Source organism: Clostridium estertheticum (assembly GCF_018861295.1).
Lineage (GTDB): Bacteria > Bacillota > Clostridia > Clostridiales > Clostridiaceae > Clostridium_AD > Clostridium_AD estertheticum_D.
Window position 1 is genome coordinate 251,371 of record NZ_JAHLDM010000002.1, and the last position, 26,043, is coordinate 277,413.

A 26,043-nucleotide genomic window follows, 5' to 3' on the forward strand; every position below is an offset into this window, starting at 1 on the left:
GTCATTTTTAATTTGTTTAGATATACCTTATTTAAAATTATAGCTGTAAGTAGCACTTACAAATTCTTCTATTGATGTTATCCCATTAATCACTAAAGTTTTACAGCTATCCTTAAGTGAACTGGACTTATTTTCATTGCAATATTTCCAAAGTTCATCGCTTATTCCACTTCTTACTATAATTGATCTATGATTACTATCCATTTCTAGCAACTCATATATTACAGTTCTCCCTTTATATCCAGTTTCACAACACTTATTGCATCCTACTGCACTATATGTTTTCTGACCTCTCTTAAATCCTAAATGTTCAAATTCCTCATTCATAACTTTATATTCCGCCTTACAATAAGGACATAGCTTTCTCACTAACCTCTGAGCTAATACTACAACTAATGAATCCGCAACTAAATATGATGGAATACCCATGTCTATTAACCTTGATATGGTCGCCATCGCGCCATTTGTATGAAGTGTCGACAGTACTAGATGTCCAGTTATTGAAGCCCTAACAGCTATTTTCGCTGTCTCCTCGTCTCTTATCTCCCCAATCATTATTAAGTCAGGATCCTGCCTTAAAATGCTCCTAAGCCCTATTGAAAAAGTTAAGCCTGCCTTGTTGTTTACGTTTACTTGATTAATTCCAGGCATATTATATTCTATTGGATCCTCTATTGTAACTATATTCTTAGTTTTACTATTAATTTCATTTAGTAGTGCATATAATGTTGTTGATTTTCCACTTCCTGTAGGTCCTGCTACTATTATCATTCCATGAGAAAGTTTTAATACACTTTTTAAAAGAAGAACCTTCTCCTTGCTAAAACCTAATGAGTCCAAATTAATAAATCTTTCTACTTTGTATAAAACCCTTATAACTAACTTCTCGCCATACATTGTAGGCAATGAAGATACCCTAAAGTCATAATCTATACCATCTATATTTTCTGTCATCTTCCCATCTAGCGGAGTTAATTTTGTAGCTATATCCATATTCGCCATTATCTTTAATCTTGTACATAAGGATTTATATACATTTTTCGGAATTTTATTTATTTCATTTAATATGCCATCTACTCTCATGCGAATTAAAGCGAAATCCTTAAAAGGCTCTAGATGAATATCACTAGCCTCTACATTTATGGCCCTTTTTAACAAAGAGTTCGTTATCCTTATAACCGGTGCATTCTGAGCCCCGAATGTAGAAGACTTCGCTTCATTATTTTGTTTGCCTTCCAAAATATATTCTTTTTTCATTTCTTCAACTGCAACATCTACAATTTGTTTTGCATAACAATTCTCAATGGCCTCTGCAATATGGCTAGTCAGATCGAAAAATACCTTAATCTTTTTATTTGTTATAAATCTTAGTTCATCAATAACTGTTATCTCGAATGGATTTGAAAAGGCAACATATACCTCATTGTTATTATCATAAAATGGGATTAAACTGTACCTAGTAGCGACCTCCTTTGATATTAAGTTAAAGACTTCATCCTTTATACATGTAGAATCTAAATCAATATAAGATATTCCAAAATTAATCTCTATTATCGAAATAACTTCCTTTAGGTCTATTTTTGTGTCATTCATAATAATTTGCTCTTCGCTGCACCTATTTAAGAGGGAAACTTCCTTTACTTCATTGTATTTCCTTGTGGTAATCAGTTTTTTATCTAATAATATTTGGAGCAAATTTTTTTTCATGGTATTTTACCTCTCCTGATACGTAAAATTTATAAATGTTATTCTGTTTGTAATCATTGTCAATTTTAGAAATTTTATTCACTTATTCAGAAATAATTTCCATAAAAAAACAACTGTACTATTATTACATAGACAGTTGCATATAAATTAACTTATTAAAAATTGTCCTTTAAAAACAGTTTCTGCGGGTCCTTCCATTAAAACCTCACCTTTAACAATTTCTATATTAAGTATTCCACCTGGAACTTGCACTTCGACTTTCCCCTCTGTATATCCTAGTCTATTTGCTGCTACCACTGTCGCACAACTACCAGTACCACACGCAAGAGTCGGCCCTGCACCCCTTTCCCACGTCTTAACTCTTATCATGTTTTTGTTCACTACTTCACAAAAGTTTACATTTGTTTTCTGAGGAAATAGACAGTTATTTTCAATAACTTTCCCCTCGCAAACTTCATAATCTTCAAGTTTGCCGAAAACAATAGTATGTGGAACCCCCATAAGTAATGACGTAATATAATAGTCCTTATTATTAGTATCTAACTTCTTATTTATTATTTCAATAGATGATAAAGCTGGAATGCTTATAGGATTAAAATTATATTTCCCCATATTTATAGTAACACCTTTAAAATCGCCATCGTAAGCACAAATACTTGCAATTTTTACTCCATCACCAGTCTCAATTTTTATATTTTCGCCTAATACGTATTTTTTTTCATATATATATTTAGCGAAGCACCTAATACCATTTCCACACATAGAAGCATAAGAACCATCAGCATTTATAATTATCATCTGAATATCTGCTATAGTACTTTTTCTAACCACTAAAATTCCATCAGCACCTATTCCATAATGCCTATCACAAAGTTTTTTAGCAAGTACCCCTAGATCATTATATTTTTCCTCTAAATCTTCAATAACAATAAAATCATTTCCTGTTCCCTGCATTTTAGTAAAATTTATAATTTCCATATAATTCCTCCTTTTTACATTCGTATACCGTGACTTTTCATTAATTTTCTTTAATGGTATACTATTATTAGTAATATATCTCACATTCCGCTGAATACATAAAGATTACCTAAAAGATAATATATTATATATAATAGTATATAATATAATGTATTATTTACAAAGCATAAATAATATTTATAATGATAAAACAAACTGAAAGGATGATATATATGGCATTGGATGGAATTTTTTTATCTAGCCTCATTGAGGAAATAAAAGATGTAATCATAGATTGTAGAGTTGACAAAGTAAACCAACCAGAGAAAGATCAAATCATACTAAGTTTCAAGAAAAACAGAAAAATACATAAGTTGCTAATAAGTTCAGGCGCCAATTATCCTAGAATTCACTTTACAGACTTTAACCTAGAAAACCCAAAACAAGCCCCTATATTTTGTATGGTTCTAAGAAAATATTTAAATACAGCCACTGTCTTAGATGTTAGACAACTAAATTCGGATAGGTTACTAGTTATTGACTTTAAGAGCAGTGATGAATTAGGCTTTGATAGTATGTATTCATTAATAATTGAAATAATGGGTAGACATAGTAATATAAGCCTCGTTCGTACGAGAGATAATATAATTATGGATAGCATTAAACATGTTGGCGCAGATGTCAACAGTTTCCGTGTTTTATATACCGGCGTTGAATACATCTATCCACCAGCTTCCACAAAATTAGATGCTTTTAATTTTGAATATGATGAATTCTATAAGTATATAACTACAAAGGATATACAGTTTACTGAGAAATTTTTCACAGGTACTTTCACAGGCGTAAGCTCAAACCTTTCCTCCGAACTTGTGTATAGATACCTCACTAAAAATGCAGATTTTAACTTAAAAAACGCTAAAAATATATATGATTTCACAACAGCCATTTTTAAAAACATACATGAAAATAAATTTTTAGCAGCCTATTCTAAGAAAGGTGTCCTTAAAGATTTTCACTCTGTTGAGCTTACCTCATTAAAAGATTGCGAGCTAGAACAATATGATTCACCCTCTAAACTTATAGAGACTTTTTATTTTCGTAAAGATAAACATGATAGGTTAAACGCTAAAAGTTCTAACCTTCAAAAAATAATTAATACCAACATTAGTCGTTGTGACAAGAAAATGAGAATACTTAACGCAACTTTGAAAGATTGTTCCACTAAAGGTACTTATAAATTACACGGCGAACTCCTAACTGCAAATATATACTCACTTAAAAAGGGCGATAAATTTGCAAATCTTATGAATTATTACAGCGACAATGGTGAATATATTAAAATCAAACTTGATGAACATAAAACTCCATCACAAAATGTCCAATACTATTACAAAAAATATAATAAATTTAAAATAGGCGAGGAAATGGCCTTAATTCAAATGGCTCTTACCGAAAATGAATTAAAATATCTTCATTCCGTGCTCACTAATATATTAAATGTAGATAATTATAGTGGAATAGAAGATATTAAAAATGAACTAGTAGAAACTGAATATATTAAAATAAAAAAACACGGTAAAACTAAAAAAGTAAAACCAACCAAACCAAGACACTTCATATCAAGTGATGGGATTGATATTTATGTTGGTAGAAATAATATTCAAAATGATCTTTTAACATTAAAGTTTGCCAATAAAAATGATATGTGGCTCCACACAAAGGATATACCTGGTTCTCATGTTATTATTAAAAACATTGGTGATATCCCAGCAAATACTCTACTTGAAGCTGTGAACTTATCAGCATTTTATAGTAAGTCCCAGAATTCATCTAGTGTACCAGTGGATTATACGCAAGTTAGAAATGTAAAGAAACCTTCAGGAGCAAAACCTGGAATGGTTATTTACACGACAAATAAAACCATATATGTAACTCCTGTTGAAAGTACTCTAAAACGAATAGAATAGAATAGAAAAAGTATATATTACTATTATGCAATTTCCTTAATATATATCTAAAAGCAATGGCTGATAAACAGATAATAGACTCCAATAATCACCACAAAAAAATCTTTTAGCCGGTAGGCTGCGTATGTAGTAACTAACATCGATTGATGTTGGTTACTACATTCAAAATATCCATATGCACCTAATATATTAAAACCTATATCAAATATAATGATATGGGTTTCCTTACTATGTTATATAAGAAAGATTTGAAGAGACTATTTGTCTTATAAAGTCGATAATTTTAAAATAAACCTTTATTTTCAATTTCTACTATCCATGTAAAATTTACTATATGCTCACTATGAATCTTACAACCTAACAATCTAATATATTTTTCTAATTCTACTATATTAGTATAGTGTTTATTTTCAATTACACTCGATAAATCCTCTCTACCTTTACTGCATAGGTTCTTTATGCATTTTTTTCTTTCATTATCATCGGCAAACATAAAATCTACAATAATAATTTTACCATCATTTTTTAAATATCCTAACATGTACTTAATTGCTTCTTTCTTTTCATTATCATTTAAGCTATGGAAAGCATATGTTGTTACAACAACATCAACATCGTTTTTTCTATAAGGCTCATCTAGGAAATTTCCTAATTTAAATTTCATCTTATTATATTTATTTTTAGCAAATAGGATCATTTCCATGCTTTGGTCAATTCCTGTTATATCCATTCTCTCACTTAATTCACCGCATAGATTACCTGTTCCACAGCCTATGTCAATAACACTTACAGCCTTATATTTAATTATCCTACTTCTTATATCAAATAAAATCTCATCATACTTTTCAAATAACCCTAATTCATCATTTGATTGATCTCTAACCATTTCTTGAAATTTCGTTGCCCTATTATTAAATCCCAAACTACTTATACCTCCATTTTCAAGTATATATTACTTTATTAATCTTTCCATTGTATTCTCCATGCTTTCTACAATAGCAAATCTACCATTAAATATATTATAGTTATAATGCTCATATAAATCCTTTGCTAATATATTTCCATTATCAAATGTTGTATTTGTTTTCTCTGGAATAATTACCTTAAACCCATATTCAAATGCAACTTTACAAGTAGTATCAAAGCAATATTCCGTTTGCATACCTGTAATAATTAATTGTTTTACTCCCTTATTATCTAAATACTTTTTTAAAATCGTCTCCTTAAAAGCAGAATTATAATTTTTAGTTATTACTTTTTCATTTACATTTGGAGTTATTTCTCCGTATATCTTCCATCCTTCTGAATTAGGCTCTAATTCATCCCCGACTTTATCATTATGTTGAATATAAATCACCTCTACATTGCCTTCTCTACATGTTTTAACTAATTTTTTTATATTACTTATAACCTCTTTCACTGCAAAAGGTTTTGCTAATACTAATGCATTTTGAAAATCTATAACTAATAGTGCTATTTTTTCCATTTCTCTATTTCCCCCTGTAAATTTAATTTTAAGCCTGTTATAAAATACGAGTATTATATAACATATTTAAATATTTATTCTACAGATATCTCTATAATCCTCTAAAATATTATTTAAAATACAAAATCCAATTCTTCTCCATTTTGAGGTATAAGCACCTTAGTATTAATATTATTGGTATTACTATAATTACTTAAATCTTTTCTTGATAGTCTGCAATGGTTCCATGCTTCCATGTGTACAGCAACAACCTTTAAATTTGAATATCTAAGACATAATGCATATATATCTTGAGTTGTCATAGTAATAGGCTCTCCATGATCAAATTGTGCTCCACCACAATTGCAAACAACAATATCAGGCTTGAATTTATCTATTGAATCTTCAACTTCTTTACACCAGACTGTATCTCCTGCTATATAAACAGTAGGTTCTCCACAGCAGGTCATAACAAACCCTGATACTGGTGCCATTTCTATAGCAAGTTCATCATGTCCATGCTTTCCATTTGTACGATTAAAAACAATATCATTCCAACTAAAAGTAGTATTAATAGGATGCACATCATTAAATCCATAGGATTGTAATTTTGTTTCATCCTCAGCTTGGCAAAATACAGGGATGTTTTTAGGAAGTAATTTTGCTGCTACCTCGTCGAAGTGATCTCTATGAGTATGTGTAACAATTATAGCGTCACAATTAGTAATGTTATCAATATCTATAGGCAATGCAACTAATGGATTATAGTTTTGGTTTGGCACATTTTCAATAGGAACCATAGAGCCTGCCTCACTTAATACAGGGTCTACAAGTATTCTTTTATTATTTACTGATACTATTAAGGTGGCATGACGAATTAATTGAATTTTCAATGTATATCCCTCCAATTCTTTATGATATACTTATTATATAATAGATATTACTTGATTAGATAAATTATAAGAGTCGAAATGATCCCATCATGAAAGGATTTGTGTAATTATGCTTGACCAAACAGACATTCAAATTTTAAGTCTTCTTACAAAAAATTCACGAATGCAATGGCAAGAAATTGGTGAAGAAGTTCATTTAACTGGACAAGCAGTTAAAAACAGAATAAGCAAAATGGAAAAATCAGGTGTTATTAAAGGTTATACTGTAAATATGAATTCTGAAATGCTCGGTAAAAATCTAACCGCTTTTATAACTATTTTTATGAAAACAACTGACCATTTATCATTTAAAAAATATATAAATAATAATTCATTAGTAACCGAGGCTCACAGAATAAGCGGAGATGGCTGCTATATACTAAAATTAACAGCCTCTACTCAAGCTGAAATTGTAGACTTCTTAGATGAAATTTTAAAATATGGAAATTATAAATTAAATTTATCGATACAAAATATAAAATAGAAATATTGCGACTTATTTTTATCAAGATATATAACTATATTTCTAATTCATTCACCAAAATATAAACCAAAAGATAAGACAAGGGAATGTATTATACATACCTCCCTTGTCTTATCTTAGTGAATTCGGAAACCCTTAATGCCCCCGTATATATATCCTGGATTTAGATATACTTAAACCACGTTTTTCTACTACTGGCAAACCTTCAAATCAACAACCTGAGATATTTCGTTCTTTTATTTTAATGTCTGAACTCCATTTTAACAGCATTTCAAAGTGGATAGAATTTCTCAAAGCTACCCCACATTTCATCTTATGCCGTAGGCGTTTCACCCATTAATATACCTGGTGTATGTAGTCATTATGATTTTATCACTAGGTTATGGGACTTGTATTAATAATGGTGAAAGGTCCCTACGGGATTAAATTTTCAAAGTTTAACTTTATATCTATTTTAGAAAAATTAGCTTTACAAGTGGCTTACTTTAAATAACTACCACCGTTTTTTCATATAAATACATTCTATGAGTTAGCCTTGTTAAATTAGCGATTAGTTTCCGAATTCACTTTATCTTTATTGAAAATTCACAAAATCCTTTAGCGACTCCTTGTCCCTTGACCTTCCGCAGCACATACATAATATTATGACTTTCTGCGGAAGTGACTTGAAATAAGAAGAGCAGAAAAAATTGAAATTCAATTTAGAAATTCTTGTTTTGTAAATGGAAAATTCACAGAACTCTTTAAACAGCGGGATAGTTAGTCTCTATCCTTTAATCTTCTACAGAGACATACATAGAAGTATAATTAGTCTCCAAAGTTGCTTTCAATAAGTAGCGAAAGAACATTGAAATTTAAATTATAAATTCTTCTTTTTCCAATATAAAATTCTCGTAAGCCTGCTAGGACGGCAGGCTAGCGAACCTGAGCCAGGAAGGCGAATGTGAGTACATAACAATTAATAATTGTTATGCGCCCCAGCGAACTACCCAGAGGCTGAGAAATTTATATTTGAAAAAGATTAGAATTTATTAATTAAATCTCACGTTCCGAGTTCTTATTGTAAGTAACGTCAAGGAGAATTTTAACACTGCTATATCCCTAATCTTCCTTCTTTTTCCTAGGTATTTCTTTTATATATTGATAATAGTAACATAACAATCTTCCATTATACAATTTTCTATTTTTATCGGCTTTCTTTCCAAAATCCTTTTGAAAATCACGATTAGCTGTTATAACAAAACAAGACCATTCATTTAAGCTTGAATACATAACACCAAGATCAATATGAAGTCTCTTTACTTCCTCAACCTCGCCCAATCTTTCTCCATATGGTGGATTTGTTATTATAACTCCATACTTTTGCCTTGAAGCAAACTCTTGCATTGGTATTTTCTGAAATTTTATAAATTCCTTAACACCAGCTTTTTCTGCATTATCTATTGCTGTCTTAATTAATCTTCCATCTATATCTGAAGCTAGTATTTCAACTGGATTAGGGTTTATAGTTCGTTTTGCACCTACGCGTACTTGCTCCCAAACGTCCTTATCCATACTTGGCCAAGTCTCAGATACAAATTCTCTATTAACCCCTGGTGCCATATTTTTTGCTATAAGCGCTGCTTCTATTGCGATGGTTCCTGAACCGCAAAGTGGATCAGCAAGTACTCTCGTACTATCCCATTTACTTATTAAAACAAGGGCAGCAGCTAATGTCTCCTTGAGTGGTGCCTCACCAGCATATTCTCTATACCCTCTCTTATGTAATCCCACACCTGAAGTATCTATTGATAAAGTTACAACATCTCTTAAAACTGAAACCTCGATCTTATAGACAGGTCCCTCTTCTGTAAACCACTCTTTATCATATTTTTTCTTCATAGATTCTACTACTGCCTTTTTTACTATACTCTGACAATCTGGAACACTATGTAGTTGTGATTTTACAGATTTACCTACAATATGCATTTTCCCATCTTCTGGTATTAAATTACCCCATTCAACAGCTTTTGTACCTTGAAATAATTCCTCAAAAGACAATGCATTAAATTCAGCCATTTTTATAAAAAGTCTTTCTGCAGTTCTTAGCCAAATATTGCATATAGCAATATCCATTTCATCTCCTTCAAACATGACTCTTCCATTTTCAACTATTAAATCCTCGTACCCTAGTGCCTTTAGTTCTTTAGCTGTAACTGCTTCTAAACCAAAGGTTGTAGTGGCTATTAAAGTATATGTCATATATTATCTCTCCCATTTCTTCTTTTCCTTAGGAATATTTAAATAAATAGTATACTAAGTTTTTATTTATTTGAAAATCCCTTTTAACTTGTATCACTCATATAATAATATCTCTATTTGCTATTATTGTCTATAATTTTTAAATTAGGCGTCCTTTTGAAAAACAAAAGTGCCAGAACTAGTCTGACACTACATATTATGATTTTTTAAGACTTTATTAATTCTCCCCTGACTTGCTTGTTTGAGGTAAAACTAAATTTAATACTATACCCACTAAAGTTGCAAGTGCAACACCTGCAATTTGCACCTCTGCACCTGCTAAGTGGAAATTAATGCCACCTCCGCCTACTCCTAAAACTATTATCACTGAAGAGATAATAAGATTTCTCTTTTTACTAAAATCAACTTTATCCTCAACAAAAATTCTAAAACCAGATGATGCAATTATTCCAAATAACATTACACTTACTCCACCAATTACAGGTAATGGGATATTTCCTATAACTACTGACACAGGTCCTATAAATGATAATACAATTGCAATAATTGCAGCTCCACCAATTACCCAAACACTATAAACCTTTGTGATTGCCATAACTCCTATGTTCTCACCGTAAGTCGTATTAGGAGGGCCTCCAACAAATCCTGCAAACATTGTAGCAATACCATCTCCAAGTATTGATCTATGAAGTCCTGGATCTTTTGTGAAATCTCTGCCGCAAACATTACTTGTAACATACACATGTCCAATATGTTCAGCAAGTGTTACGAAAGCTATTGGAGCCATAAGCATAATAGCATTTATGTTAAATGTGGGCAAAACAAAACTTGGCAATCTAATAAATTTTGCTGATGATATTTCCTTTAGAACTTCATGAGGAATTACACCCAATAATATTGATAGTATATATCCAACTACCATTGCAATTAAAATAGGTACTACCCCGAAAAAGCCCTTGAAATACATAGTACCCACTATTGCTACGCCTAAAGTTGTCATTGATATAAATATCCATGTGGCTCTAGCTACACCTTTAAGCCCAGGATCTGTAAATGTTGAATTTAAACCTGACCAATTTATTGCGCCACTTGCGAGGCTTAGCCCTATTACAATTACAACAGAAGCTACAACAACTGGTGGTAACATTCTATCTAACCATTTAATACCAATAAGTTTAATAATTAAAGCCACAATTACATATACAAGCCCTGCAGCAATAATTCCAGATAGCATTGAACTTTGTCCATATGCCTTTGTAGCAACACCCATAGGTCCTATAAAAGCAAATGATGAACCTACATATGCCGGAAGCCTAGCTTTTGTACATAATATATATAATAGCGTTCCCACACCACTACAAAATAGCGCAATTGAGGGACTAAGACCTGTAAGCATTGGTACAAGTATAGTTGCCCCCACCATAGCAAATAAGTGTTGTAAACTTAATGGGATAGTCTTTAAAATAGGTAACTTTTCATCAACATCTATAAAATTTTTCATTAGTTAGTTCCTCCCTTTAGTCTCGCCGGACTATATTAAAAGATCAGTCATCACCTGAGGTGCCGCTTGTTTATTTAAGCTACAGTTCGTATATACTCACTGAATCATTTTCATCAGTTTCTAAAAGTTCAACGGAAATCATCTCTTTACTCGAAGTAGGTATATTTTTACCTACATAATCTGCTCTTATAGGTAGCTCCCTATGCCCTCTATCTACTAAAACAGCTAATTGTATCATTTGGGGTCTACCATTATCTATTATGGCATCTATTGCAGCTCTAGCCGTCCTTCCAGTATAAAGTACATCATCTACTAAAATTACTTTCTTCCCTCTTACATCTATGCCCAAATTCACATTATTTAATACTGGCTGGTCATCTAAAGTGGTAAGATCGTCTCTATATAATGTAATGTCAACAGAACTTACTGGAACTTTAACTCCCTCAAACTCTTCTATTAAAAAAGCAATTCTTTGTGCAATTGGTACTCCACGTCTCTTTATTCCAACTAGTATAATGTTTTCTGTACCCTTGTTTTTTTCAGTAATCTCATGTGCAACTCTTGTTAATGTACGATTTATAGCTTTTTCATCTAATAACACTGACTTAAATTCCATAATTTCGCCCCCTATCAAATGTATATTTATACGGAATTAGTATAAAAAAAAGCCCTTACCAAAAGGTAAAGGCATACTATACTTGTATAATAGTATTACTATCTTTATCCTTATGCTCTCTCTGGAACATTTAAAGGGATAGATATTATATTAAAAAAACAATACACATAATATGTGATATTGCACTTCCAATATAATATCACATGTCATATACTATTTCAACTATTTCTTAACTTAGTTATTAACTTTTCAAAATAAGTTGGGATTGGTGAATCAAATTCCATATATTTATTAGTAGTTGGATGTATAAATCCAAGCCTTTTTGCATGCAGAACCTGACCTTTTAAATTAAACTTCTGCTTTTTGAACCCATATATCAAGTCACCAACTAAAGGATGCCCTATCTTTGCCATATGTACTCTTATTTGATGAGTTCGCCCTGTTTCTAAATTACATTCTACTAACGTATAACCCTCAAATCTTTCAATTACTTTATAATGAGTTACTGCTTTTTTTCCACTCTCAACTATCGCCATTTTTATCCTATCTTTTGAATGTCTTCCGATAGGCGCATCAACCATGCCTTCATCATCTTTAATAAGACCTTCTACAAGTGCTAAATAACTTCTTGTCATTGAATGATCTTTAAGCTGAGCTGCAAGAGAGTTATGTGCATTATCATTTTTAGCTACCACTAAGGCCCCAGATGTATCCTTATCGATTCTATGCACTATGCCTGGTCTAAGAACACCATTTATACCTGATAGGTCTGTACAATGATTTAAGAGTGCATTAACCAATGTCCCTGAATAATTTCCTGGTGCCGGGTGAACCACCATGTCTTGAGGTTTATTAATCACAATTACATCGCTATCTTCATATATAACGTCCAAAGGTATATCTTCTGCTTTTACGTTTAACTCGACAGGATCTGGAATAGATAAATCTATTGTATCGTTTAATTTTAATTTAAAATTACTTTTTCGACATTTTCCATTAACAGTAGCATTTTCTTTTTCTATTATTCCTTGAATGTATGACCTTGATTTATCCTCAAATTCATTAGCAATAAATACATCAAGCCTCATACCAACCGAGTTTTCTTCAACTTTAAAATCATAATTTTCCATCTATACCTCTTCCTTTACTATTGAAATTGCCAAAACCAATGTTCCTACAACGACTAACGTATCTGCTACGTTAAATGTTGGAAAAGAGTAAACCTCTTTATAATGAATTAAAATAAAATCTACTACATACTTATAAAATATTCTATCATATAAATTTCCAAGTGCTCCACTTATAATGAGCGCAAAACTTATTCTAAGAAATTTTGATTTTGGCTTATACTTAATAATATAATATATCATGCCCGATATAACAAGTAATGTAACTAATGCAAGCAATATTAATTTGTTCTGAAGTATTCCAAAAGCAGCTCCCCTATTCTCTAAATATTCCAATTTAAAGAAATCTTTAATTAATATAACTCCATTATTATCTTTCAATGCAGTGAGTGCCCAAACCTTAGTTAATCTGTCCAACGCCAGGCCTAAAAAAATAATTAAAACTTCCATACCCTTCCCCCTAATAATACAAAAGAAAGTATATATTGCTCTAAATTTATTCTTTTAAAATTATAAGCAATACATACTCTTTTATTTTTTCTAATTAGATATACTGTTAATCTGGTAGCTGATTTTTATATTGTTGATTACTTATTTTCTCTACAGGTTCAACATAACCATCCTCATCATCAAATTCGATTATATCATCTAATTTATTATTAAAACGTTCTACGTCCTGATAAGTATCTTCTTCATCAACACCTACATCGCCTTTATTGCTATATTTAAAAAATGATCCAAGTATATCTTCCTCAACACATCTATTGTTTTGCTCTGCTGGTTTTTTATTACCACTAGATTTTTCACATGACACACAATTAGTAGCATATGGTATAAATTCTAATCTTTCTGGATCAATATCAACTCCACAACTTTTGCATTTTCCATAAGTATGGTCATCAATGCTCTTTAAAGCATCTTCAATTTTATTTAATACCGATATCTCATTTCCTTTTAACGCAATTCCCTTTTCCTTATCAGACACTTCGGTGGCAACATCAGATGGATGATTGTCATAAAACGACAATTCAGTTGCCATTTCACTATTAGAATCTATAACCCCATTCTGTCTCATTAATTTAATAAGATCAAGTACCCGTGACTGTTCATTTACCAATTTCTTTTTAAAATATTGTATTTTATTCTTTTCCATGATAACAACTCCTCTAGTTTTAATATAGTAGTAATATTAAAAAACTAAAACTTCTATATGATTATGTTTTCTCATGGGAAGAATTTTATTACACTTATTTAATAATATTTATATTTTTGCACTTATAAGGATTGATTTCTAGATTAGTTTCAACATATTATTTAAAATGTTTGTAGAATTTTCAACTGCAATATCTTTGAATTTTTCATATTCCATTTGAGCCCCGTTACTTGCATTGTCGGATATAGATCTAATAACAATAAATGGGGTTTCATTTAAATAACATACCTGAGCAATGCTTGCCCCTTCCATTTCACATGCCAAACATTCAAATTCAGAATTTAACCACTTTATCTTATCAATGTTTGCAATAAATTGGTCACCTGACACGATTCTTCCGGTAAAATGATTATGTCCTTTTATATTTTTACATGATTCTTCTGCAAATTTGATTAAAGAAACATCACATTTAAAATCAAAAGTGTCTAACCTTGGAATTTGTCCTATCTTATCACCAAATATAGTTGTATCTATATCATGTTGTACTAAATTATTTGCGATAACAATGTCTCCTGGATATATGTTATCCACCGTTCCGCCTGCAATACCAACATTTATAATATAATCAACATTAAAATCATCAATTAATATTTGAGCACAAATTGCTGCATTAACTTTACCTATACCACTAGTTACTACAACAACATTTTTATTATGTAAATTTCCAAGACTAAATTCCATTTTAGCCTTCACTTCTTTCCGCTTAAACTCCATATCCCTAATTAAAAATTGAACCTCTTCCTGCATTGCTCCAATAATACCTATATTCATTTTTATATTCCTCCTTATTTTATCCCAATTTATACATTAAATATTTGTTACATAAAAAATCTCACCCAATGAGTGAGATTTTTTATGTTTTTACCCTTTGGCAAAAAAACTTTTTATTTGTTCCATCTCACCATTTTCATGAAAATCTTTTTCCTCAATATTTTTGAGTGTTAAATTAGAACATTCAGAATCAATCGCAGCTTCATCATCTACTCTATCATCATGAGTAACATTTCCTATGTTATAATTTTTAAGGTAGTCGTTTTCGAGTCCTTCAAACATCTCAAGCTGACAATTCATGAAACTTCTGAATTTAGTCCTAAATTTTGCAAATTCCTGCTTAACTTTTTCATATTCATCATTTACGTTAAGTACATCATCATGAGCCTTATTTAGCATCCTTTGGGAAGTGTCATTTGCATTTCTAATAATCAATTCAGCTTCCTTTTGAGCAGAAACCCTTGCTTGTTCTGCTGCATTTTGGGCTAATACTAAAGTATTTTGAATTGTTGCTTCTATCTTAACATGATGATCTAACTTTTCTTCTAAAAAACTTATCTTCTCTTTAAGCGTAGAATTTTCTTTATATGCCATTTCATATTCATCAGATACTGTTTCTAAAAAATCATCAACCTCTTCTGAGCTGTATCCTCTTATGACCTTTTTAAATTCTTTATTGTTAATATCCATAGATGTTATTCTCATTCTTTCTCCCCCTATGCCTATATGTACTTCTTTATTACAACTTTCAAGCGACCCTTTTGCGTATTTCCTACAACCTCTACCAGCTTAAATTTTCCATATCCTCTAATTGTTAATGTATCATTGTTTTCAATTACTTTATCTTTCTTTAAACAATTAAAATAATTAACTAGTATTTTGCCTGAAGATATTAGTTCAACTGAACTATTTCTAGAAATATTACATACAGCTGAAACTAAACCATCTAACCTAAATGACGTAGTTATAATAACTTTTTCCTCGAATTTTCTTTCTGGAAGAGCCTGTGATATATAATCATACTCAGTGACGTCGCAAGGACAATTCTTTATTGTATTTAAATTATTAATTATAAAATCACTAATATCACTGCAAACCGGTGCATAACATACAGAATCTTGAATTATTAAATCACCCAATTTTTCTCTTTTTATGCCTAGTGACATTATTGCACCTAAATAATCCTTATGATCAACCTTCGCAAATTTAGATTTATTTTTTATTTTAAGTAAAACTATAGGATACTCTATATGTGTATCACCGGTCGAAAATGATAACATTCTCCTATCTGCATCTTTAAATATTCCATTTGTAAATGGTTTTATTTCATAATCTTCACTTATAGCCAGAATTTGATGCCATATAGCTGGAGGTAAAAAATCATTAGTAAATATAATTTGATTTGTCTTTTCAGCTATTTGTATTTTATTAAATATGTTAGAAATTAAATTCTTATCTTCACAATTTATACTATTTAAAAAATGTTTTTTATCCATCTGCATTTACCCTTATAATAATAGTGTAAATAAAAAATACACAATTTGTTTTAAGATCATTATAATACCAAGCGCTATTATTGGAGAAAAATCTATCATCATATTGCCAAAATATCTATCTTGAATCTTTCTACCAGGTTCTAATAAAGGATTAGTTATTTTATGTAAAATTTCAATATATTGATTTGACCGCCCAGCATAAAACCAAGACAAAGCCACTTCAATAATAATTGCATACTCTAGCACCTTAAAAAACATATTAATTACATTATACAAATACAAATTTTATACCCTCCTGAATTTTCTAAATATAGACAACAATATTTTATTGTGTCCTAAAAATCTCTTTAATACACATTTTTACTTATTCCAATTAAAAATTCCCTTTGAACTTAGTTCAGTTTTCAATTCATTATTAACTTCTATATTTGATGGAGAAATTAAATATACTCCTTTTTCTACCTGCTGAAGATCCCCACCTAAAGCGTAACATACTCCACCGACAAAATCTAATAATCTTTGGCCAGTTTTTGGTTCTAGCGCAGTTGTATTTATCACAATTATCTTTCTAGCCTTTAAGTTGTCACTAATCACCGTTGCTTCATCAAAATCATCTGGTTTTATGATTACTACCTTTGTAGATGTTGATGTATGAATATTCACTACTTTACTCTGTTTCTTGTTTGCACTCATCAATGATTCAACATCCACACTTTCATCTTCATTATCCATTTCCTTAACCTCATCCTCTTCTTCCTCTGCCATACCCAAAAAATCCATAACTTTATTAATCACTTTACTTGCCATTTTATATTACCTCCAGTTTTTTATAATCTCTTTTTCCAAATATTTTTGTGCCTAGTCTTATCATATTAGATCCCTTTTCTAAAGCAATTGGAAAATCTTTGCTCATCCCTAAAGATAAAAACTCCATTGAAACATTTTTGTATTTATAATTCTTTAGATCATCAAAAATAGCCTTCATCTTCGCAAAATATTTTCTAGAACTTTCATCGTCACCAATTGGAATTGTAGCCATAAGCCCTTTGACTTTTACATTATTACATTCTTCGCAGGCCTTTATCAGCTCATTCATTTCCTCAAGAGCAACACCTGTCTTCGCAATTTCGTTTCCAATATTTATTTGAATTAAAACATTTGCTATTTCATTCTTTGCCCCATAACGCTTTTCAATTTCTTTGAGTAAATGTATGCTATCTAAAGAATGTATAAGATGAACTTTTCCAACTATATATTTCACCTTATTTGTCTGCAAATGTCCTATGAAGTGCCATCTAATGTCTTTTTCTATGTTGTCATATTTTTCAAGAAATTCTTGAACTTTGTTTTCTCCAAAATCTCTAGCCCCAGATTCATAAGCCTCTTTTATTTCACTAATTTGCCTAGTCTTAGAAACACATATTAGTGTTACGTTTTCTGGAATTTCATTCTTTATTTTATTATAAACTTCACCAATTGACAACGATCCGTCCCTCCTTAGTTTTTTTAGGGCTCAAAACAATTATTAATTACCCTATCCCATTTCTGTATTAATTCTTCATTAAACATGAAAATCCTTTAAGATTCGTATATTTAATATTATTTATTCACTAAACTCATATACTTATAAATAAAGTCACCATTATATGCTAATATCTTTATATTATCTGACTTAGCAATATTAATTTTAACATTACTACTTTGGAGAAATGATGTATGGGTTTGCTCTAAAGTTAAATAATTATACATTATATCCTTGTTTCCAATAGCACTAATATAAAATGGAGTTACTATCTTGACACCATTTAAATCAATATTAGAACCGGCACATAACCCCCAATTATTATAAATAACTCTTATTCCATTTACTGATATTGCTTCGGCCCCTGCATTTCTAAGATCATTTACTACTTGAACAATATCAGAATCATGAATTAACTGACTCATAGTAACATTCTTATCAAAACTATCGGCGCCATCTTCTAGTTTAATTTTAACTCCCTGGCCATAAACATCACTATTTCCAATTATTAAATTATTATTAATAACTTCTTTTTTAATTTCTTTTGAAACCTGAAGTGTTTTTTCATCACCAGTATCATACTTTTTAAGCTTTACACTGGTACTATGGTATTGCTCTTTTAAACTGTTTAGTTCTGAATATAATTTAGTTCTCTCATTATAGGCTTGATCATACTGTTTTACATCTAAAAAATTGCTTTTCCCTTTAAATCCAATATTCATTGATATAAGAATTCCTATGATTATTGAAGCAATAAAAACAAATATGGTAGCTTCATTATTTTTCATTTAATCACCTCATGAGTGGGATTTAGCTTTGTCAATTAAAAGTCGTCTAATAATTGCAAAGTTATCAAATATCCGACCTCCGAATACAATAATAGCGGCCAAATAAATTGGAATTCCTAATTTATCACCTAAATAAACCATTGCTACCGCTAGCGCAGCATTTCCAAAAAAACCTGACACAAAAATATCTGCACGGAAATTATGAGACATTGAACCTCTTAATGCACCAAAAACAGAATCTAAACAAGCAAAAATTGCTACCGAAATATATGGAGAAAATTTAACTGGAATATTAACATTCCATACAATTCCTAATATCACACCTATTAATAAACCTACAAAAGCAACCATTTAATCACCTCTACTTCTTTTCTATTGGTTTCGCAAACTCAAATTTATATGCTCTATTTGATTTATCAATTACAACTTTATTTGATTTTTCCATTGTTATATCGCAAGTCTGGCTAAGTGTTTGTGGAATTGCTCCTGGGAAACTAATAGCACTTTCCAATATGTCACCTTTACCAATTGCTTTAATAGTTATTCTTTTACTATAAGAAATTCTTTCATCATTTATAATAATCGCATTTCCAGCATTTCTTATACCACTACGAGAAGTTAGTCTAATATCATTAATAGAAATCGCTTCTGCATCTGCAGCATTTAATTCATTTACTATATGAACTAAATCTGTATCATTTATTTTTTGATCATCAGAATTACTTCCAAAAATACTACTTTTAGGAGTTATATAAATTGTCATACCTTCACCTTTTACATCGGTATCTCCAGTGAGTATTCTCGTCTCAACTAATTCTTTATTTAACAATTCACTTTCTGCATTTTTACCCCCTGCAGCAGTTTCATACTCTTTTGTTTTAGTATCTAAATCATCAATTTTTTTCTGCATCTCTATCTTATTCTTTTTTAATTGTTCATTTTCAGTTATAATTTCAGGTGTATTTTTATTTGTATCTGATGTTGATGCTGAATTTTGTTTGCTTATCATTTTAAATTGATAAGTTATCATAAACCCTAATAATACACATATAATACCAATAGATATTTGAGATATAAACTTCTTCATAAACTTCCTCCTTGCTACTCTCCGGGGGAGATACTTTCTTACTTCTTTGGTCCTACATAAATCGCTGGATTTCCTGTAAAACTTACATCTACATACCCCTTTGCATTCTCATATTGAGGTTGCGTAATAATATTTATTGCCTTATTAAATTTGTTTTTTAAATCTAGTGTTGTTCCAAATTTAATATACATATTTCCATATAAAATCTTAATATCTAACACGTTGTTTACATCTACCGCCATTATCTTACTTGATTTACTAGTTTTTCTATAACTCTCAATGATACTAGCCATTGAAACTAAAGTATCAATTTTTCGATCGTTCTTCTCTCCAATTAAACTACCTACTTGAGCTTTTTCATAATTAAATCCAATTAGATTTACTAAGTTCATACCTTTAATATCTGATTTTTTTTGAAGCAGGTTTCCTTTATTATCTATAATGTAAAAATTATTATTTACTTTTCCATAAAACATAGCTCTTTTTTCATTTATTTCTATAATAATCTTGCTAGGAAAAACTTTTTTAACTTTTACACTTAAAACGTATGGATTTCCCATAATTTGTTTACTAGTATCACTAAAACTATCATATAAAATATTACTACCTAAATGAGTTTTAGCTATATCATTAATTTCAGTTTTAGATGCATTCACATTTCCTATTATTTCAATATTTTGAATATCAAAATATGGCAATTTTATACATAATGTAATAAGCGTTGTTACCATAATTATGACTAATAAAATTAAGCCCTTTATTTTTTTCCGTTTTTTCCTTTTATGTAATAATTTTTCTTTATTTTCTATAATGTAATTCCCTTTTTCAAGATTATTACTTTTCTTTCTCATTCACTTCCTCGCATTCCTTAACAAATTTACAAATTTATATATTAAAATACACCATTAAAATTTGTATATTGTAAAATAGATCCAGATTTAATTTACACAATATTATTTAAAACTAGTCTCATATATATAATAACACTTAACTTAACTATTTTCATCTGAATTTCAACCTATTTTTAGTATTTATAATATTAATTTTCTGTAACTACACTAGAACAAATAACAACCAAAATATACAAGCCATTTGACTTATTATTTATTTAAATTCATACCCCCTAATTGTAATTTAAAAATTAGAAAAGGCAATGCTACTACGCATGCCTTTTCTAATTTTTATTTGCAGTTTGCCTTGAAATATTTAAAAGTATTCCCATTGCAACCATATTAAAAACCAGAGCTGATCCACCATAACTTATAAACGGTAATGGCACGCCAGTTACTGGCATCGACCCTGTAACTACCGCAATATTAATTACTGCCTGTATTGCTATAACTGATGTAATCCCAATACCAAGGATGGTTCCGTACATATCTTTAGCAGTAACTGCTGTTTTAATACCTCTCCATATAAAAATTACAAACAACAACATTATAAATGTGCATCCTATTAGGCCTAGCTCCTCACCAATTATTGCAAAGATGAAATCCGTTTGAGGCTCTGGTATATAAAGGCATTTTTGCCTTGACTGACCAATGCCTGCGCCAGTAATTCCGCCTGACCCTAGTGCAAGAAGTGACTGAACTAATTGATATCCCTTACCTTGACTATCAGCAAAAGGGTCTCTGAAATTCATGAGTCTAGCCAATCTATATGGTTCAAGAATTGTTAAAGCACCAACTGCTGCAACAAGCGTAGAACCTATTGCAAAAAGGTGTAAAAATTTTGCACCTGCTGCAAATAAAATAATTACAGTAACAATCATTATAACTGCTGCTATACTTAAGTTTGATCCAAGCAAAACTAGACCTGCATAAAATCCTGAAACTAATAAGTATGGACACATTCCTTTTAAAAATTCTTTTACTCCTTCTCCCTTTCTATCTAAACTCTTAGCCATAAACAAAACTACAGTGTATTTTGCAATTTCAGATGGTTGAATAGATGCGAATCCTAATGGAATCCATCTCTTAGCACCGTTAATGGCTGGGAAAGCTAAAACTACAAGTAAAAGTAGTATAGTAATTATCATAATAATGCCAGTATATCTTTTTAAAATATGATAATCAATTTTAATTGCTACAACCATTAAAATACTTCCAACAATTGCCCACATAATTTGCTTTTTCAGAAAAAACTCTGGATCATTATATTTAAAAGCAGCAACATATGAACTGGAACTATAAACCATAACTACTCCAATAGCCACAAGAATCATTATTGTTGCAAATAATATAAAATCTATTTGTCCCATTTTAGAATTGTGTTTTTTCATATTATATCCTCCTTACATCACTAATAGGAAAATGATAGAAATCCAATTAAACAGAAAACTACTGTTGCAATAGAGAATACTGCAACAACTTTAGTTTCATTCCATCCACTTAATTCAAAATGATGATGAATGGGGGACATTTTAAATACTCTTTTACCTGTAGCCTTAAATACAAAAACTTGAATGATAACTGAGAGTGTCTCCATAACATATATACCACCTACAATAGCAACGAGGATTGGTGATTTTAGTATCATGCCAACGCCTGCTACCGCTCCTCCAAGTGCTAAAGAACCCATATCTCCCATGAAAATTTGTGCTTTATAAAAATTGTATTTTAGGAATCCTAATAATGCACCCGCAAGTGCTGCACAAAATATTGCAAGAGAGGGATGAAACAACATATTGCTAACTAAAGCAAAAAATGTCATAACTATTATTGTAACTGAAGTTGCAAGTCCATCTAACCCATCAGTTAAATTTACTGCATTTGTAGTTGACGCAAAATATATAATAATACAAGGTACATACCAAATCCCCAAATTTATATTCATATTTGTAAATGGTATCATTATATCCGTTCCTAATCTAATGGAAGAGTAATATCCAATTACTCCTGCAACTATTACTATAAGTAACATCTTTTGTTTAGATTTAAGTCCTTCATTATCTTTATGTGTTATCTTAAGGAAATCATCAATAAGTCCTATTAATCCAAAAGCTATAAAACAATATAATGCAATCATTGCTTCATCATTTGTATGTCTAACAATTAATAACATTGTAATTATTGTTGAAACCATAAATATTATGCCACCCATAGTAGGTGTCCCAGCTTTTTTCAGATGACTTTTAGGTCCTTCTGCCCTTATATTCTGACCAAACTTAAGCTTATGTAGGAGTGGAATTAACAAGGGTCCTTGTATAATTGATAATAAAAATGCAATTATTACAGAATAAATAATTAAATTCATTTTTCTATCACCTCTTTATTATTAATATTTTCGCAAGAATTCAAGTTTTCGAGTTCCTTCACTATGCTCTCAAACTTCATATATCTTGAAGCCTTAACCAAAACAACATCCCCGGGTTTTATGATTCCATCTAAAAATGAAACTACCTCTTTATAGGTTTTAAAACTTCTATATTTATTTATATCATTAAATCCTTCTTTATATTCCTCATTAAATTCACCAAGTGTAATTAACAAATCAATGTTTTTACTTTTAGCATATTCTCCAACTTGCTTATGCGCATCATATGCACTATTCCCTAATTCTCTCATAGTGCCAAAAATTGCAATTTTGGAGTTACCATTAGTATTTCCTAGGACATCAATTGCAGCGAGCATTGAATCAGGACTAGCATTATAACAATCATTAATTATAGTAAACCTTTTTCCTTTTTTTATATTTAAACGCATAGATGTAACTTCAAGTTTTTTAAAACCTACCGCAATTTCTTTGTAACTCATATCCATTACCCTTGCGCAAGCTACAGCGAGCATCGAATTAAGTATATTATGACGTCCTGGTATATTTACCTCAATACCAGTTTCTATTAAATTTTCCTTGTGCATTATGTTAAATATTATTTTATTTTCAAGTATATTTAAATTACATGCTGTGTAATCAGCCTTAGAGTCAATCCCCGTTTTTATAAGTTTATATTTTGATGCAATATCTTGCAATAGATCATTATCTGAATTTACAATTAGAACAGAATTCTCACTAAAAAAGTCTGTTATTTCCATTTTAGCTTTTAAAATATTTTCTCTAGTTTTAAGATTTTCAATGTGAGACATTCCAATATTAGTAATAATAGCAATATCAGGTTTTGCAACTTCACATAAGTTATGAATCTCTTTAAAGTCACTCATGCCCATTTCAAGAACAGCAACATCATAACTTTTATCTAACTTAAATATCATCATAGGTAATCCTATTTCGTTATTAAAATTACCTAGTGTTTTAAACACTTTGAACTTAGCACTAAGCACTGCTGCAACCAAATCTTTTGTAGATGTCTTACCTGTAGAACCAGTAATTCCTACTACCTTTATATTAAGTTTATTTATGTAAAATTTAGCAAGCATAAGAAGTGCTTTTTTAGTGTCTTCTACCTTAATAACAGATGTTTTCTTATTAAACGCACTCCTCTCAAACTTCATATCATCAATTATACAAATTGAAGCTCCTTTTTTACTAGCCTCTAAGGCATAATCATTAGCATTAAAATTTTCACCTTTTATTGCTATAAAAACATCTTCATCTTTTATAATTCTTGTATCTATGCATACATTATTATGCTTAGTCCCCTCACCTTGCAATACTAATTCTCCATGAATTGCCTCTATTATCTCATTTGTAGTAATATACTCCATTTATAATTTCTCCTTAAGTATCTCTGAAATGACTTCTCTCTCGTCAAAATGTATAGTTTTATCTTTAAGTATTTGATAATCTTCATGACCTTTTCCCGCAATAACAATTATATCCCCAGTTGTTGCACTCTCTATTGCTCGTTTTATAGCCTCACGTCTATTCTCTATTATTTCATAGCTATTCTTTTCAATGCCGCGAACCACATCCTTTATTATTTCTAGTGGGTCTTCGGTTCTTGGATTATCAGAAGTTATAAATGAGAAATCACTTAAGCTTGTTCCTATTCTACCCATTATAGGTCTTTTGGTTTTATCACGATCTCCACCGCAACCGTAAACAGATATAAGTTTACCTTTTGTGAATTCCCTTACAGTTTCCAAAATATTTTCTAAACCATCAGGTGTATGTGCATAATCTAAAATTATTTCAAACCCCAAATTATGATTGTTTTCAACAAGTTCACAACGTCCAAGCACTTGAACCTTTTGTAATGCTTTTTTAATTACTTGAATCTCTATTCCTTGATTTAAACAAACTGCTATAGACCCAAGAGCATTATATACATTATAATTTCCTGGTATATTTAATTCTATATCAAAAGAACTTTCTTTATACTTTAAAGTAAATTCACTCCCCCTTGAATGCATTTTTATATTGCTAGCCATAATATCTGCTTTATGGTTTAATGCAAAACTTAATTTACTATTTTTTATTAAATTATAGGCTTTTGCGCCATATTCATCATCAATATTAATTACTGATATTTTGCTTAGCTTAAACAATTTTAATTTAGCATTAAAATAATTTTCAAAAGTTTTATGAAAATCCAAATGATCTTGAGTTAAATTTGTGAAAATGCTTTCGCAAAACTCTATTCCATATACTCTGTCTAAACTTAAAGAATGTGATGACACCTCCATTACACAATAATCAACATTAGAATCTACCATTTCTTTGAAAAGCTCATGTAATTCTAGCGATTCTGGAGTAGTCCTCTCTGTATGAATCTTCTTTTTTCCTATAAAATTTGCTATGGTACCTATTAGTCCAACCTTGTACCCACTCTGCTCGAGTATTGCTTTGACCATAAAGGCTGATGTTGTTTTTCCGTTAGTTCCTGTAATCCCTATCGTTTTCATACTACGACTTGGATTTTCGTAATAATTAGCCGCGCTTATAGCTAGTGTCCTTCTCGCATCCTCAACTTTAATTACAACGATATCTAGTCCATCTTCTATATCTTTCTGACATACAACAGCAACAGCGCCATTATTAATAGCGCTTTGAATATATTTATGACCATCGAGATTATATCCTTCTATAGCGAAAAACACGTCCCCTTTTTTTACCTTTCTTGAGTCATATTGAATTTCTTTTATATCTATATCAATATCACCCTTTATTAAATTGAAATTAATATTCTCCATAATTTTTCTTAACTTCATACAATCGCTCCCTTAATTCATAACATATTGCCACAAAGCAAAATATATTATTCTTTTTA

Annotated in this window: 27 protein-coding genes; 2 read left to right on the top strand and 25 right to left on the bottom strand. The window is 30.4% G+C overall.

From position 1 onward, the window contains the following. Positions 1-27 precede the first annotated feature (27 nt). Positions 28-1,707 (bottom strand): GspE/PulE family protein, encoded by a 1,680-nt coding sequence (locus KPL54_RS03620; RefSeq protein WP_216104802.1) that lies wholly within the window; start codon positions 1,705-1,707, stop codon positions 28-30. Between the two features lie 147 nt (positions 1,708-1,854). Further along, positions 1,855-2,676: a diaminopimelate epimerase gene (gene dapF / locus KPL54_RS03625; protein WP_216105021.1), complete on the bottom strand. Its 822-nt coding sequence runs from the start codon at positions 2,674-2,676 to the stop codon at positions 1,855-1,857. 221 nt (positions 2,677-2,897) lie between these two features. On the opposite strand from dapF, the gene KPL54_RS03630 reads away from it, so the two are divergent. Next, entirely contained in the window at positions 2,898-4,631 is a 1,734-nt protein-coding gene (locus KPL54_RS03630) for an Rqc2 family fibronectin-binding protein (protein ID WP_216104804.1), read from the top strand. Positions 4,632-4,914: 283 nt separating this feature from the next. Here the strand turns inward: KPL54_RS03630 and KPL54_RS03635 are convergent, their stop codons facing one another. The 3 genes from KPL54_RS03635 to KPL54_RS03645 form a co-directional block, all read right to left on the bottom strand. Further along, complete coding sequence (locus tag KPL54_RS03635; RefSeq protein ID WP_253203329.1) at positions 4,915-5,553, bottom strand: class I SAM-dependent methyltransferase; 639 nt, start codon at positions 5,551-5,553, stop codon at positions 4,915-4,917. Positions 5,554-5,583: 30 nt separating this feature from the next. Further along, positions 5,584-6,117, bottom strand: a complete 534-nt coding sequence (locus KPL54_RS03640; protein WP_216104805.1) for a cysteine hydrolase family protein — start codon at positions 6,115-6,117, stop codon at positions 5,584-5,586. A 113-nt stretch (positions 6,118-6,230) separates the two neighbouring features. Next, positions 6,231-6,989, bottom strand: coding sequence for an MBL fold metallo-hydrolase (locus KPL54_RS03645; RefSeq protein WP_216104807.1), 759 nt, complete (start codon positions 6,987-6,989; stop codon positions 6,231-6,233). 109 nt (positions 6,990-7,098) lie between these two features. Between KPL54_RS03645 and KPL54_RS03650 the strand changes: the two genes are divergently transcribed. Next, complete coding sequence (locus tag KPL54_RS03650; protein WP_216104809.1) at positions 7,099-7,512, top strand: Lrp/AsnC family transcriptional regulator; 414 nt, start codon at positions 7,099-7,101, stop codon at positions 7,510-7,512. 1,101 nt (positions 7,513-8,613) lie between these two features. Here the strand turns inward: KPL54_RS03650 and KPL54_RS03655 are convergent. The 20 genes from KPL54_RS03655 to KPL54_RS03750 form a co-directional block, all read right to left on the bottom strand. Beyond that, on the bottom strand, positions 8,614-9,753 hold the full coding sequence (locus KPL54_RS03655) for a THUMP domain-containing class I SAM-dependent RNA methyltransferase (protein WP_216104811.1): 1,140 nt from the start codon (positions 9,751-9,753) through the stop codon (positions 8,614-8,616). A 217-nt stretch (positions 9,754-9,970) separates the two neighbouring features. Next, positions 9,971-11,254 (bottom strand): uracil permease, encoded by a 1,284-nt coding sequence (gene uraA, locus KPL54_RS03660; RefSeq protein ID WP_216104813.1) that lies wholly within the window; start codon positions 11,252-11,254, stop codon positions 9,971-9,973. Between the two features lie 79 nt (positions 11,255-11,333). Further along, complete coding sequence (pyrR, locus tag KPL54_RS03665; protein WP_216104815.1) at positions 11,334-11,870, bottom strand: bifunctional pyr operon transcriptional regulator/uracil phosphoribosyltransferase PyrR; 537 nt, start codon at positions 11,868-11,870, stop codon at positions 11,334-11,336. A 218-nt stretch (positions 11,871-12,088) separates the two neighbouring features. Then, positions 12,089-13,000 (bottom strand): RluA family pseudouridine synthase, encoded by a 912-nt coding sequence (locus KPL54_RS03670; RefSeq protein ID WP_216104824.1) that lies wholly within the window; start codon positions 12,998-13,000, stop codon positions 12,089-12,091. Next, on the bottom strand, positions 13,001-13,447 hold the full coding sequence (gene lspA, locus KPL54_RS03675) for a signal peptidase II (protein ID WP_071613397.1): 447 nt from the start codon (positions 13,445-13,447) through the stop codon (positions 13,001-13,003). A 106-nt stretch (positions 13,448-13,553) separates the two neighbouring features. Next, positions 13,554-14,150 carry a TraR/DksA C4-type zinc finger protein gene (locus KPL54_RS03680; RefSeq protein WP_216104825.1) on the bottom strand — a complete coding sequence of 199 codons (597 nt, stop codon included), beginning with the start codon at positions 14,148-14,150 and terminating at the stop codon, positions 13,554-13,556. A 138-nt stretch (positions 14,151-14,288) separates the two neighbouring features. Next, on the bottom strand, positions 14,289-14,981 hold the full coding sequence (locus KPL54_RS03685) for a 5'-methylthioadenosine/adenosylhomocysteine nucleosidase (RefSeq protein WP_216104827.1): 693 nt from the start codon (positions 14,979-14,981) through the stop codon (positions 14,289-14,291). A gap of 90 nt (positions 14,982-15,071) precedes the next feature. Continuing rightward, positions 15,072-15,686 (bottom strand): DivIVA domain-containing protein, encoded by a 615-nt coding sequence (locus KPL54_RS03690; protein ID WP_216104829.1) that lies wholly within the window; start codon positions 15,684-15,686, stop codon positions 15,072-15,074. 17 nt (positions 15,687-15,703) lie between these two features. Continuing rightward, positions 15,704-16,477: a YlmH family RNA-binding protein gene (locus KPL54_RS03695; RefSeq protein WP_216104831.1), complete on the bottom strand. Its 774-nt coding sequence runs from the start codon at positions 16,475-16,477 to the stop codon at positions 15,704-15,706. Positions 16,478-16,489: 12 nt separating this feature from the next. After that, positions 16,490-16,759, bottom strand: a complete 270-nt coding sequence (locus KPL54_RS03700; protein ID WP_253203330.1) for a YggT family protein — start codon at positions 16,757-16,759, stop codon at positions 16,490-16,492. A gap of 78 nt (positions 16,760-16,837) precedes the next feature. Beyond that, positions 16,838-17,284 (bottom strand): cell division protein SepF, encoded by a 447-nt coding sequence (locus tag KPL54_RS03705; protein WP_216104833.1) that lies wholly within the window; start codon positions 17,282-17,284, stop codon positions 16,838-16,840. Position 17,285: 1 nt separating this feature from the next. Next, a complete protein-coding gene (locus KPL54_RS03710) occupies positions 17,286-17,960 on the bottom strand; it encodes a YggS family pyridoxal phosphate-dependent enzyme (protein WP_216104835.1) in 675 nt (224 codons plus the stop codon). Between the two features lie 116 nt (positions 17,961-18,076). Further along, the gene (locus KPL54_RS03715; RefSeq protein WP_216104837.1) at positions 18,077-18,787 is read right to left on the bottom strand and encodes a DUF881 domain-containing protein; all 711 of its coding nucleotides are present in this window, start codon (positions 18,785-18,787) and stop codon (positions 18,077-18,079) included. A gap of 9 nt (positions 18,788-18,796) precedes the next feature. Continuing rightward, positions 18,797-19,138 carry a small basic family protein gene (locus tag KPL54_RS03720; RefSeq protein WP_071613405.1) on the bottom strand — a complete coding sequence of 114 codons (342 nt, stop codon included), beginning with the start codon at positions 19,136-19,138 and terminating at the stop codon, positions 18,797-18,799. A 10-nt stretch (positions 19,139-19,148) separates the two neighbouring features. Then, entirely contained in the window at positions 19,149-19,874 is a 726-nt protein-coding gene (locus KPL54_RS03725) for a DUF881 domain-containing protein (protein ID WP_216104839.1), read from the bottom strand. Positions 19,875-19,912: 38 nt separating this feature from the next. After that, on the bottom strand, positions 19,913-20,725 hold the full coding sequence (locus KPL54_RS03730; RefSeq protein ID WP_216104841.1) for a cell division protein FtsQ/DivIB: 813 nt from the start codon (positions 20,723-20,725) through the stop codon (positions 19,913-19,915). A gap of 323 nt (positions 20,726-21,048) precedes the next feature. Then, positions 21,049-22,155, bottom strand: a complete 1,107-nt coding sequence (gene spoVE, locus KPL54_RS03735; protein ID WP_216104843.1) for a stage V sporulation protein E — start codon at positions 22,153-22,155, stop codon at positions 21,049-21,051. Between the two features lie 20 nt (positions 22,156-22,175). Beyond that, on the bottom strand, positions 22,176-23,129 hold the full coding sequence (mraY, locus tag KPL54_RS03740) for a phospho-N-acetylmuramoyl-pentapeptide-transferase (RefSeq protein WP_216104845.1): 954 nt from the start codon (positions 23,127-23,129) through the stop codon (positions 22,176-22,178). Continuing rightward, entirely contained in the window at positions 23,126-24,538 is a 1,413-nt protein-coding gene (locus tag KPL54_RS03745; protein WP_216104847.1) for a UDP-N-acetylmuramoyl-tripeptide--D-alanyl-D-alanine ligase, read from the bottom strand. The genes mraY and KPL54_RS03745 overlap by 4 nt, the downstream gene beginning before the upstream one ends. Beyond that, the gene (locus KPL54_RS03750) at positions 24,539-25,984 is read right to left on the bottom strand and encodes a UDP-N-acetylmuramoyl-L-alanyl-D-glutamate--2,6-diaminopimelate ligase (protein WP_216104849.1); all 1,446 of its coding nucleotides are present in this window, start codon (positions 25,982-25,984) and stop codon (positions 24,539-24,541) included. Positions 25,985-26,043 lie beyond the last annotated feature (59 nt).